Origin of the sequence: Pseudoalteromonas sp. TB51 (assembly GCF_000498055.1) — a bacterium.
Taxonomy (GTDB): Bacteria; Pseudomonadota; Gammaproteobacteria; order Enterobacterales; family Alteromonadaceae; genus Pseudoalteromonas; species Pseudoalteromonas atlantica.
The window spans coordinates 1-12,096 of sequence record NZ_AUTO01000287.1; the positions used below are offsets into that span (position 1 = coordinate 1).

The window sequence follows — 12,096 nt, forward strand, 5'->3', positions numbered from 1 at the left end:
ATTAACTGAGATCATGGCTGCTTCGAGTTTATCGGTGTTAGGGCGTTTTTCTAAATACGGTAAACTTTTTTGAATGGACTCTTCCATCGCCGTTTGTTTTTGCAAATCAAAGTAAGTAAATACACGCACGCCGGCATCTAGTGTTTTTTGATCAGGTAATAACTGCTTAAGCTCACGGTTTACAAGTTCTAAAAAGCCAGGGTATGACTTTTGTAAACTTGCTTTCATAGGCGCTATATCAATTGGGCGTTTAAGTGATGCACGGTATTCTTTTGTAGTTAGTAGCTTGTTTTCAACCATTAAGCGCAGTACTAAGTCGCGACGCTCCATAGTGCGTTCTTTATAGCGACGAGGATTGTAATACGAAGGCCCTTTGACCATCGCCACCAGCAGCGCTATTTGGTCATATTCCAACTCATCAACAGGCTTTGAAAAATAAAACTCAGAGGCCAAGCCCATGCCATGCACGCCTTGGTTATAAGACTGACCTAGGTAAACTTCATTCAAATAAGCTTCTAAAATCTGATCTTTTGAATAACGGTAATCTAGAATAAGCGCAATAAATGCCTCATTTATTTTACGCACTAAAGAACGCTCACGCGTTAGGTATATATTTTTTGCAAGCTGCTGCGTTAAGGTGCTACCACCTTGCACGGTACGCCCTGCTTTAATATTTGAATAAAGCGCGCGCAAAATAGAAAATACCGACACACCATGGTGCTGGTAAAAATCCCGATCTTCTACCACTAATAACGTGTCTTTCAACATAGGCGGAAACTTATCAAGCGGTACAAACTCTCTATCTTGCTTTGAATCATTTCCAATACGGGCTATTTGCACAGGCTCTAGGCGAGCGCTGTTTAGGCGCCTGCCAAATTTATCTTTAATGGTTGCTACCTTTTGCCCCGCAAAACGTAGCTCAATAATGTGCGATTCTTCAAGGCCATCATAAAACTCAAAGTCGCGTCGGTAAATTTTTATGCTATCGGCTGTTTTTACAAACTGCCCCGTGCGACTTAGCCTATTAACTGACGAGTAATTTAGGCGCTCAAGCTCCCACACAACCTCTTGACTAGATAAAAACTGCCCTGGGTAAAACTCCATTGAGCGTGCGTATACTTGGGCAGGTAACTGCCATTTATTACCTTCAAATATACGTGTTGTTTTTGAATCTAAATAAATAAGATACATGGCCATAGCAATAAAAACAGCTAAGCTCAATTTCCAAAAAACAGACCATGTTTTTCGCATAAATGTGCGTTTAACAACAGTGTTTGACGTTTTTTTAGTCGTTTTTGATTTAGCTTTACGTGGCGAGCTGGTTGCTTTAGGTGCACGCTTAGGAGTGGTTTTACTACTGGGTGTTTTTTTGTTGTCAGCCATTTAAGTGTAATTTATTCCAAGGTTTATTCACGAGTGTGAGCTTAGCATATTGGGTATAGCCTAACACCTGAAAAGTTAACCTTCCCTGAAACGAAAAAAAGCCCTACCAAGGTAGGGCTTTGTGAACACAATGATTAATCTATTTAATATTAGTTACTGCGAACAGATACAAACTCAGGGTAAGCATCAACACCACAATCGTGTTGGTCCATACCGCTTAGCTCTTCTTCTTCGGTTACGCGAATACCCATAGTTTGCTTTAAAATAGCCCACACAATAAATGAAGCTACAAAAACAAAGGCTAAAATAGTCACTAAACCAATAAGCTGTGTTACAAAGTTTGCATTGCCGTTAGATACAGGCACTAACATAATACCTAGCGCGCCACATACACCGTGAACAGAGATAGCACCTACTGGGTCATCAATCTTCGCTTTATCTAGAGCTACAATGCTAAATACAACCAGTGAGCCACCTAAAATACCTAGTAAACACGCCATTAATGGAGATGGTGAAAGTGGGTCTGCTGTAATAACAACTAAACCTGCTAATGCGCCGTTTAGTACCATAGTTAAATCAGCTTTACCCCACAACACTTTACATACAAACAGTGCAGCAATTGCACCCATTGCAGCAGCAGCGTTAGTATTAAGTAAAATTTGACCTACAGCTGTTGCATTTTCTTTGTCTGAAAGAAGTAATTGCGAACCACCGTTAAAACCAAACCAACCCATCCATAAAATAAACGTACCTAATGTAGCAAGTGGTAGGTTAGAGCCTGGAATTGGGTAAATTTCACCGTTTTTACCGTATTTACCTTTACGAGCGCCAAGTAAAATAACACCTGCTAAAGCAGCTGCAGCACCAGCACCATGAACAATTGCAGAGCCTGCAAAATCTACAAAGCCCATTTCTGATAAGAAACCGCCGCCCCATGTCCAGTAACCTTCCATTGGGTAAATAAAGCCAGTTAAAACAACTGCAAATGCTAAGAAAGCAAATAACTTCATACGTTCAGCAACCGCACCCGATACAATCGACATAGCCGTTGCAACAAATACTACTTGGAAGAAAAAGTCAGATTCTAAAGAGTGGTCAGCATCGGCCGCTTGCGTGCCAATTAATGCGCCAATTGAAGGGATGATGCCGCCTTCAGCGTTGTCTACATACATGATGTTGTAGCCAACCAATAAAAACATGGTACATGCGATAGAATACAGCGCCACGTTTTTAGTTAAAATTTCAGTGGTGTTTTTAGAGCGAACTAAACCCGCTTCTAACATGGCAAAACCTGCTGCCATCCACATTACTAATATACCCGACACCAGAAAATAAAAGGTGTCGAGTGAAAATTTGAGTTCTACAATTGTGTTTTCCATTAATCAGCCCCCTTAAATTGCTTCTTCATCAAGTTCGCCCGTACGAATACGCACAATTTGATCTAAGTCGTACACGAAAATTTTACCGTCACCAATTTTGCCTGTTGATGCAATTTTGGTAATTGCTTCAACTACGCGTTGGCAATTTTCAGTACGAGTAGCAATTTCAAGTTTGATCTTAGGAATAAAATCTACCTGATACTCTGCTCCACGATACAGCTCTGTATGGCCTCGTTGACGTCCAAAACCTTTAACATCAACTACGGTCATCCCTTCAATACCTAAATCAGCGAGCGCTTCACGCACATCATCTAATTTAAATGGTTTTATGATTGCACTAATCATTTTCATAGTGGCCCCCTCGGACGCTTTATTGTTATCCTGTTGGCTTACATAATCCAACCTTTATGCCACTATTAAAAAACACTTAATATCAATAAGATAAGGATGAACAGTAAATTTAAAACAAAAAAAACGCACCATCAAGGTGCGCTTTTTTAACAACTTAGCTACATTGGTGCATCACCAAAAGTGATGCCCTACTAGCTTGTAATTAGTGTTATTTTTTATATTTACACAACACAGTTTCGGCCATTGTTTTTGGCTTCGTAAAGGGCCGCATCTGCGATGCGCATGGCTTGAGTTAAATCAGTGTTTTGAAAATCAGCAACACCAATACTGATGGTGATAGAAAACGGTTTTTCATCGATTAAAAATTCATGTTTAGCGAGTTTTTTTCTAAAGCCTTCTAAGTACTCTCGCCCACGCGCCGTGTCTATATCATCTAATATAATGGCAAACTCTTCGCCGCCCACCCGCGCAACGGTAAACTTAGAAAACGTAGTTTTAATTAACGTGGCTACCTGCTTTAGTGCCTGATCGCCCGCTTCGTGGCCTAAGGTGTCATTAATATTTTTGAAAAAATCTATATCGAGTAATGCAAGCGTATTTTGCTGTTGTTTTTTTAATAGTTGCTCTGCATATTGGTAAAAATAACGGCGGTTATACATACCCGTTAAATAGTCTCTGTAAGCACTTTCTTTAATATCCGCAATCAGTGACAACTGCTCCATTGTTTGCATAACACGACAATGAAACTCTTCATTCATAAATGGCTTTGTTAAAAAGTCGTTGGCACCGTATTTAATAAACCGAGCCGATAACCCATGTTTACCTGCCCCCGAAAGCCCAATGATGGCCAAATCATCGCGCCCTCTAAAATTACGCACCGCTTTAACCAATTCAAAGCCATCCATTAATGGCATCGCATAATCGGTCATGAGCAATTTTATATTAGGGTTACTTTTTATTATTTCGAGTGCTTGCTGACCGTCTTGCGCATCGGTTACATCAAATAATTGCTTTTCTAGCATTTGCTTCATTAAGGAGCGGCTTAACACCGAATCATCAGCAACCAACGCCTTACAGCCTTGATTTCTCAGAAGCTGAGCCACTAACTTGATAGCGTAATGGTATGAATCGCGATTGTCTTTAATTACGTAATCAATAACACCAAGCTCTAGCATTTGTTGGCGCTTATATTCATCAATTTTTGAGGTAAGTACCACAGTAGGAATGGCGTGTGAAAGTGTAAATTTAGCGACCTCGCCATTAGGTGCATCAGGCAAAGTTAAATCAACTAAAGCCAGCGAGTATTTATGTTTCTCAATATAGTCTTGGCATTCATTTAATGACCATGCGAAATCGACAGCGACATCTAAATATTGAGCCGTTAAGTGGCGTAGCACCTGCTGCACTACTTTACTGTCTTCAACCACTAATACTCTTTGCATAAACTTCTCTTTAATCTTATTATTTTACGTACTTAAACTTGCACTGAAGCGACAAGCTATGAAAAACATCCAGTAAAGTTCTGTTTATGTAGCCAGTAAGTAGGCTAGGTCCATTAATGTAAGCGCAAGGCTTGTATTTAATTCAAATACAAAGTCGATCAAATATACTTGATTTTTTAGCTAAGCTAAACACGCTAGGATAAATTAACCCTAAATAAACAAACACGCCGTGTATAAGTTTAGACTTAACCAGTATTATCGACCATTAATCTCAATACTTTTGTTATTTGTGTGTTTTTTATTTTAAATAGCATCTAAACAAAAATAAGGAACGACAATGAAGCTTGTCCAATTAACTCGTTACACCTTAGCGCTTGCCATCGTATTGCTTAGCAGTACTGCAACAGCAGAAAACCAACGAAAAATAGACATTGATAGCCACGTAGTCACTAAGCATAAAGCAAAAATTAATGGTGAACGCTTTAGCTACACCGTTAAAACAGGCACTCAGCCGGTGTGGAATGATAATGGCGATGCCATTGCCACTTTACAATATACCTATTACACACGAGATAAAGTCGATGACACCGCAGCTCGCCCATTACTGATATCGTTTAATGGCGGCCCAGGCTCTGCATCTGTATGGATGCACTTAGCCTATACTGGCCCACGCGTATTAAAAATTGATGACGAAGGCTACCCCATTCAGCCTTATGGCGTAAAAGATAACCCCTACTCTGTGTTAGATGTAGCAGATATTGTTTATGTAAATCCGGTAAATACAGGTTATTCACGCGTAGTAGAAAACGCCAAAGGTGAAATGCTTTCGAAAGAGCAACAAAAAGAGCATTTTTTTGGTGTGAATGCCGACATAAAATACTTAGCTGAATGGCTAAATACCTTTGTTAATCGAAACGAGCGCTGGCGCTCACCTAAGTTTTTAATTGGAGAAAGCTACGGCACTACTCGTGTATCAGGCCTTGCCCATGAACTACAAAACAGTCAATGGATGTACATCAATGGGGTGGTATTAGTATCGCCGACCGATATTGGTATAAAACGCGACGGCCCTATAAAAGCGGCTAATCGCTTACCTTATTTTGCTGCAACTGCGTGGTATCACAAAGCACTGAATAAAAACTTGCAAGAAAAAGATCTCAATGAACTTTTACCCGAAGTAGAGCAGTTCACTATTAATGAGCTTATTCCTGCCCTCGCTAAAGGTGGCTTTATCGATGCCGATAAAAAACGCCAAATAATAAAGAAAATGGCCGAATATGCTGGTCTTTCAGAGCAGTTTGTAGCGCAAAACAACTTAGATATTCCCACTCGATTTTTTTGGAAAGAACTTTTACGTGAGCGTGGACAAACTGTCGGACGTCTAGATTCGCGCTATTTAGGTATTGATAAACGCGATGCTGGCGAATCACCTGATTACTGGGCTGAGCTTACCTCTTGGCTGCACTCATTTACGCCTGCAATTAACTATTACCTGCGTGAAGAGCTCAACTATAAAACGGATGTAAAATACAACTTATTTGGCAATGTTCACCCATGGGATCGCAGTAAAAATAATACCGGCGAAAACTTACGTTTAGCGATGGCGCAAAACCCGTATTTAAACGTCATGATTCAAGCGGGTTACTACGATGGCGCAACAAATTACTTTGATGCTAAATACACGTTATGGCAGCTTGACCCTAGTGGAAAAATGAAAGACAGGTTAAGCTTTAAAGGGTACCGCAGCGGCCATATGATGTACCTAAGACATGAAGATCTTAAGCTTTCAAATAACGATTTACGCGACTTCATTTTAAGCTCCCTACCCGCTAAAGGGCAGGCCGCTAAATATTAATTAAAAGGGCCATTACATGAGGCATTAAGAAGATGCCTCATGTTTATTACAGTACACTTTTAACTGTGTAACCACTTCATTAAATCCTGTTTGTAGTGCAAATAATAACGCTTCATCGACCCTATTTTGCGCGGCTAAGCTTTCTATCTGCTGGCAGGTATCACTTAACTTTAACGCTGCAACCGATTTAGCAGATGACTTTAAACCATGCGCCTGAAAAGATAAATCGGCGTAATTTAAACTATGTGTATACGCTTCAATTAATTTAACTTGCTCATAAGCGGTCTGTAAAAACGCCTGAAATACTAAACAATGTACATGCGTATCTTTTCCTAACATCGAAAACAATAAAGGCATATCTAATTGACTGTACATAGAGCTTGCTTGCGCTGTAATTTGCAGCGGCTGTGTATGCGAAGGAACAATGCCTTGCGAGTGTTTCATTAACAGTGCTTTTAGGCTTTCAAGCTCTATCGGTTTAGTTAAAAAACCGTTCATCCCAGCGCTGTAACAATCTTGTATGTTTTTTTTCATTATATTGGCCGTAACAGCAATAATTATTAGCTCATTGAACTGTGTGTTTTTTCGGATTTTTTTAGCCAATTCAAGGCCATTTAGCAACGGCATTTGAATATCGGTAAGTAACATATCGAAGGACTTATCTTGGAGCATTTGCCAGGCCTGTTCACCATTATTTGCAAACGTTGAATTAACACCAAGCATGGTCAGTTGCTGCTTTAAAACCTGCTGATTAGTCAGTTGATCTTCTGCCACCAGCACATTTAATACTGGGAGTTTACCTGTGGCTGAGTTTGCAGGCTCACTGCTGGGGTGATTTATCGGCTCATCAGCTTGTATAGTGGTTAAAGCGCTTTCTTTAAAACTATTAAAGCTAATGGTAAAACACGCGCCTTTATTTATATGGCTATTTACTTGTAGCTGCCCTTGCATACGCTCTACAAGCTCTTTAGTAATAACTAAACCTATGCCCGTACCATGTGTTTTACTGGTCTCTGCCCCTAGTCTATCAAAGGGTTTAAAAAGCCTTAAAATATCATCTTCTGAAAAACCGCACCCTGTATCTTCAATATCAATATTACAGCGGCTTGAATCAGCAATCTCGCAACGTATATCTATTTTACCTCGCACTTTGTTATATTTTATTGCGTTGGAAAGTAAATTAAGCAGTACCTGTTTAAAACGGCGCTTATCTACATATAAGTAAATACCTTCAAGGGAGTCAATATTGTGAGTATCTATAGTAACAAGCTCAACTCTGGCAAGTTCGCTCACCATTTCAATACTATGCTGTAGCATGTCTTTCACGGAGGCATATTCAAAATTAAACTGCATATTCCCCGACTCAATAGAAGTTAAATCTAGCACGTCGTTTATTAGTAAAAGTAAATGCTCCCCAGCTTGGTAAATACTTTGCGCATTGTCTTTGTGTACCTCGGTTGCTTTACTATCATATTGATAAAGCTGCGCTAACCCTAAAATCGCATTTAACGGCGTTCTAAGCTCATGGCTCATACTCGCCATAAAGTCAGACTTAGCCTTACTGGCCGACTCGGCTNGGCTTGAATTCTCAGCGCGTTTACTTTTTGATGATTAGTAGCAACCTCACCGGCCATTTTATTAAATGCATTTATGACGCTGCCAATCTCATTTTTTTGCTGAACGCTAACGTGGCAATCAAAGTTCCCTTTAGCCAGTTTAGAAAAGGCGACTTCGAGCGCCCGTAAAGGGCTGGTAATTCTATAATCGACCAACCAAGCTAAGCCAATAAAAAACACCACAAGTATAAAAAACTGAATATAAATTAACGTGTAATGTAGCTTGGCCGCTTCGTTTATTTTGTCTTCAAAATTAACGACTAACGTTATTTCAGCCAAAGGTTTATCTAAAAAAGTAATGTGCTCATTTAACGTAACATTGCCCTGCTGCGCTAACAGCTGCCACTCATCTAAAGGATATAACTGAATACCTGTAGTCGGCTCTACTACTCTAATTGCTTTCCAATTAGGGTTTGTATTAAGTTGCGCGTCTATTTGCTCATACAGCTGTGCGTATTGGCGAGTTAATAAAGGGGTTTTTATTGATGTAGATAGTTGCTGTAAAGAGCGCTGCGCTGCGCTAGAAAGGCCATCGTTTACCCACCTAGCTTGCTCTGGCAAAGCGTAAAAAATAAATAAGCATATTAATAAAAAGCCAAATGCCATTACCGCAATAAAGCTTTGAACCCTTAGGCTGCGCCACCAGTTAATTTTCAACATAAAACGAGCGTAAACCCCATTGCGTTAATTGTTTGTAATCGTCAATGCTTGCTTTACTTGGGTTAATTATAGGAATACCCGCTAATAAGTGTTTTTGTTTAGGGTCGCTCCCTATTTCTATAATTGCTTGTTGAACTTGCGCTTGTACCTGATTATTTACTCTAGGGTGAACCACAATGGGGTGGCGGCTAACCTTACGCGTTTTGTAAATAACTTTTAGCTTTTGCTGCAAATTTTGAGGCTGTTGCTTTAATGTGCCCATTACCCCGCCGCCAGCAGGCGTTGCGTTAAGTGCCACATTTAAATAAACAGATGAGTGCGTTTGTACATACACAGGCTTTATTGTTAAGCCATACAATAGGGCAAGCTCCGCCCGCATTAATAAAGAAGCGCCTAATGCATTAGGCGCAGGAAAAGCAATTTCGGCGCCTTCAAGCTGCTCAACGGATTCAATATTACTGTTTTTATTGACCACTAATACGCCTTGCAAATGGCGCGCAGCATCTTTCACTATAGGTAAATAGCCTTGCTTGTCGAAAGCAATCACACTATGCCATGGGTTCATATAAGCAAAATCGTAATCGCCATCTGCAAACCCTTGCTCAAAAACCGGGATTGATTCCACGGTAACAAGCTTTAGTTGCACGCCTGTTTTTTCGGTTACTTTATTAAGAAAGGGCTGCCATATTGCAGTGAGTTTTTGAGGCTCATATTGCGGAACTACACCAAAAGTAAAGGTTTGAGCATAGACACCCATACTATTGAATAAAAAAAGCAAAACAACACTACACTTCATATTAGTCTTACCGTTGTAGGTTTATGACTATAAGCATAGTTAACGAGTGACTAACGCACCATTTTTATTACGTAGAAATTAAGAGGTTATTTAATTTAGGAGGTTTAAGAAAGTTTCAACAAAAAGATAAAAGCAGGCGCCCATACACACCTGCTTAAATATATTATTGCCAGTACGGCTCTATATCAAAAGACGCTAAACGGCTTTGTTCCATTGCACTGACTAAGTAATCTGACTTTTGATCTAGCCACTGTTGAATTTTAGCCAACTGCTCGTCTTCTTGCCCGCCACAAAGCTGCTTTAAATATTCCAGCGTGCTGAGCTCGTACATACCATGAGAAATATCCAGCCACGGCAGTCTAAATTCTAAGCGCTCTTCTTTGTCAAACAATGACCCTAAGCAATTACCGCTTAATAAGCTGTTTTCTAATTGGGTGCGTAAGCTTAAATAATCTTGTGCTGTAAGCGTTTGCTCTTTAGGAAGTAACTTATCTAAATTTTGCCAATCTTTATTAAATAAACGTTTTGCAATTTTAGCTACTGGCTGCTCTGCCGCTTGTAGCTGAGTTTGCCCCCAAAACTTACGCCATTGTTTATCTACCAACCAAGTAGTCAACGACAGCAATAAACGGTTGTATCGCGCGCTTTGAAACAAAGCATTAATATCATCAATGCTTGGCTGTAGCTCTTTTAAATCGTTAATAACTTGCGCTAATGCAGGCGCTGCATTTATTTTTTTATAAAATGCATGGCGTTTAGATGTATAAGTTTTTAGCTGAATTGCATTTTCAACCCAGGCTAATTCACTTAACAGCCACTTTAACTCTGTTCTTAATTGCTCAGTACTGTCTTTACTTACAATATCGTCAAACAACCAAAAGTTATGCCTAATTAAGCTAATGCCATCAGTCACACGTTTGAGCGTTTTTAAACTTGGTTTGTCAAAGTAACACTGCTCATGTTTTTGCACAAAACGAATACCAAAGTTCATGGCTTCTATTAGTGCTTGCTCTTGAGTTGCTTGTTTTTTTAATTTTACAAACCCAATAGACTTACTTGGTTTAAGCGGTGTTTCATCGGCTAGTCGATAGCCTCTAGCTGCTTTTGAATAAAGCCCTAAACGAATACAGTTTTGGCTAACAAGTTTATCTGCCAAAGCAAATAGCTCGTCTCTGTTGCCCTCAACAAGCTCTATTTCTAGCTCGCTAATAATATCAACCTTACCCGATGCTGCTATTTCGCCTTTATCTAGCACGACTTCAATTTTTGCGCCATTTGGGGTTTCTATTAACCAAGTACGACGAATAAAGTTAGTGCTAAAAATAGGATATAAATTATCGCTAATAGCATTTACTTGCATACCATGAGGCCAAATAGCATTATTAAATGCTAATAAATCAGGACGGCTTGATTCAATTGGTAAGTTGTATTCAGGACGTTGGTGTAGCCCACCCACAACTTCGCCAGCAAGCTTTATTGTTTGTTCGCATTTACTGTCGGCACAGCGGGTTCTAAAACCTATATCAAGGGCTCTAAGCTCTCTACTTGGGGTATCGTAATAGGCATTTTGCAAACTACGTGAAGGTTTATTAATAACCGTTTTAGCAAATTGTGTGATTAGCGAGGGGATCAGTGGAACAACGGCATCTGATACCAAAAACTTCAGTTCTATCTCAGTATCCATTAGGGTTGAGGATTACCTTTAAAATAAATAAGTGCTCAAAATAAACAAAGCCACCTCATTTTGCAAATTTTTTAACCTTTTTGGCTGAGCAACACCCGCACAGGGTTACAATATCAACCTTGCTATTAACGCGTTTAATCCATACTATCTCACTACTTATGTGAAAATCTCAATCACAACCACAACGGACACGGATAGACTAACAAGGTAGATAAATGCTAAAACACTGTTTACTAGGGCTACTTTTAACAGCCACCTCGTTTATAAGCCAAGCACAAGAAGCTCAAACAGCCAATTCATCTGATGCAAATTCAGCTTATATAATCGATAATCTATATACCTTTATGCGCTCTGGCGCAGGTAAAAACTACCGCTTACTTGGCTCTGTAGATGCGGGTACTAAATTAACCGTGCTATCAAAAGAAGAAAACGGCTTTATAAAAATAAAAGACGATAAAGACCGTGAAGGTTGGGTTGAGTCTAAATTTATATCGCAAACGCCAGGGCTTCATCAGCAGTATCAAACACTCAGTAGCGAAATGAGCACAGTGCAAAACAAACTACGCCAAGCACAAGTTGAGCTACCTCAGTTACAAGAACATAATCAAAGCTTAACTAATCAAAACAAGTTGCTTAATCAACAAATTACTGAGCTGCAATCAACACTTGAGCAAGAACGTGCTCAAAAACAAGCTGCCACTGCAAAAGAAAAACGCCAACTACTTACTTATGGTGGCGCTATTGCTTTTATAGGTTTGTTTTTAGGTATTATACTTACCGTTGTACTTTCGCGCCGTAAGCGCTACGAAGGGTGGGCTTAATTAACCTAAACCTTGGTTAACTAAGTTTAATAGCCGCTGGCTAATCATTAAAAAAGCACCCTTAGGTGCTTTTTTAATGTGTGTGTAATGTATTGCAATAAGCATTTGG

At 39.6% G+C, this 12,096-nt stretch carries 10 protein-coding genes; 2 read left to right on the forward strand and 8 right to left on the reverse strand.

Annotated elements, in window-relative coordinates:
* The 4 genes from L650_RS0117060 to L650_RS0117075 all read right to left on the reverse strand — a co-directional run.
* The coding region (locus L650_RS0117060; RefSeq protein WP_174380543.1) for a transglycosylase domain-containing protein at positions 1 to 1,383 on the reverse strand (1,383 nt) is incomplete at its 3' end.
* A 149-nt stretch (positions 1,384 to 1,532) separates the two neighbouring features.
* Complete coding sequence (locus L650_RS0117065) at positions 1,533 to 2,762, reverse strand: ammonium transporter (RefSeq protein WP_029773859.1); 1,230 nt, start codon at positions 2,760 to 2,762, stop codon at positions 1,533 to 1,535.
* Positions 2,763 to 2,774: 12 nt separating this feature from the next.
* Positions 2,775 to 3,113, reverse strand: a complete 339-nt coding sequence (locus tag L650_RS0117070) for a P-II family nitrogen regulator (RefSeq protein ID WP_004587162.1) — start codon at positions 3,111 to 3,113, stop codon at positions 2,775 to 2,777.
* A 221-nt stretch (positions 3,114 to 3,334) separates the two neighbouring features.
* Positions 3,335 to 4,555 carry a response regulator gene (locus L650_RS0117075; protein ID WP_029773860.1) on the reverse strand — a complete coding sequence of 407 codons (1,221 nt, stop codon included), beginning with the start codon at positions 4,553 to 4,555 and terminating at the stop codon, positions 3,335 to 3,337.
* Between the two features lie 337 nt (positions 4,556 to 4,892).
* Between L650_RS0117075 and L650_RS0117080 the strand changes: the two genes are divergently transcribed.
* A complete protein-coding gene (locus tag L650_RS0117080; protein WP_029773861.1) occupies positions 4,893 to 6,410 on the forward strand; it encodes a S10 family peptidase in 1,518 nt (505 codons plus the stop codon).
* 24 nt (positions 6,411 to 6,434) lie between these two features.
* On the opposite strand, the gene L650_RS0117085 is transcribed toward L650_RS0117080, so the two are convergent.
* The 4 genes from L650_RS0117085 to L650_RS0117095 all read right to left on the reverse strand — a co-directional run bounded on the left by L650_RS0117085 (position 6,435) and on the right by L650_RS0117095 (position 11,166).
* Positions 6,435 to 7,943 carry an ATP-binding protein gene (locus L650_RS0117085; RefSeq protein WP_262974697.1) on the reverse strand — a complete coding sequence of 503 codons (1,509 nt, stop codon included), beginning with the start codon at positions 7,941 to 7,943 and terminating at the stop codon, positions 6,435 to 6,437.
* Complete coding sequence (locus L650_RS24610) at positions 7,940 to 8,686, reverse strand: HAMP domain-containing protein (RefSeq protein ID WP_223230596.1); 747 nt, start codon at positions 8,684 to 8,686, stop codon at positions 7,940 to 7,942. The genes L650_RS0117085 and L650_RS24610 overlap by 4 nt, the downstream gene beginning before the upstream one ends.
* Positions 8,673 to 9,482: a phosphate/phosphite/phosphonate ABC transporter substrate-binding protein gene (locus tag L650_RS0117090; RefSeq protein ID WP_029773862.1), complete on the reverse strand. Its 810-nt coding sequence runs from the start codon at positions 9,480 to 9,482 to the stop codon at positions 8,673 to 8,675. The genes L650_RS24610 and L650_RS0117090 overlap by 14 nt, the downstream gene beginning before the upstream one ends.
* A gap of 163 nt (positions 9,483 to 9,645) precedes the next feature.
* Positions 9,646 to 11,166: a CYTH and CHAD domain-containing protein gene (locus L650_RS0117095; RefSeq protein ID WP_024034312.1), complete on the reverse strand. Its 1,521-nt coding sequence runs from the start codon at positions 11,164 to 11,166 to the stop codon at positions 9,646 to 9,648.
* Between the two features lie 215 nt (positions 11,167 to 11,381).
* On the opposite strand from L650_RS0117095, the gene L650_RS0117100 reads away from it, so the two are divergent.
* On the forward strand, positions 11,382 to 11,987 hold the full coding sequence (locus L650_RS0117100) for a TIGR04211 family SH3 domain-containing protein (RefSeq protein ID WP_029773863.1): 606 nt from the start codon (positions 11,382 to 11,384) through the stop codon (positions 11,985 to 11,987).
* Positions 11,988 to 12,096 lie beyond the last annotated feature (109 nt).

Excerpts from the sequence above, each read along its gene's own strand:
- L650_RS0117070 (WP_004587162.1), bottom strand. The coding sequence starts at position 3,113 with ATGAAAATGATTAGTGCAATCATAAAACCATTTAAATTAGATGATGTG.
- L650_RS0117100 (WP_029773863.1), top strand. The coding sequence starts at position 11,382 with ATGCTAAAACACTGTTTACTAGGGCTACTTTTAACAGCCACCTCGTTT.
- L650_RS0117075 (WP_029773860.1), bottom strand. The coding sequence starts at position 4,555 with ATGCAAAGAGTATTAGTGGTTGAAGACAGTAAAGTAGTGCAGCAGGTG.
- L650_RS0117065 (WP_029773859.1), bottom strand. The coding sequence starts at position 2,762 with ATGGAAAACACAATTGTAGAACTCAAATTTTCACTCGACACCTTTTAT.
- L650_RS0117095 (WP_024034312.1), bottom strand. The coding sequence starts at position 11,166 with ATGGATACTGAGATAGAACTGAAGTTTTTGGTATCAGATGCCGTTGTT.
- L650_RS0117090 (WP_029773862.1), bottom strand. The coding sequence starts at position 9,482 with ATGAAGTGTAGTGTTGTTTTGCTTTTTTTATTCAATAGTATGGGTGTC.
- L650_RS0117080 (WP_029773861.1), top strand. The coding sequence starts at position 4,893 with ATGAAGCTTGTCCAATTAACTCGTTACACCTTAGCGCTTGCCATCGTA.
- L650_RS0117085 (WP_262974697.1), bottom strand. The coding sequence starts at position 7,943 with ATGAGCCATGAGCTTAGAACGCCGTTAAATGCGATTTTAGGGTTAGCG.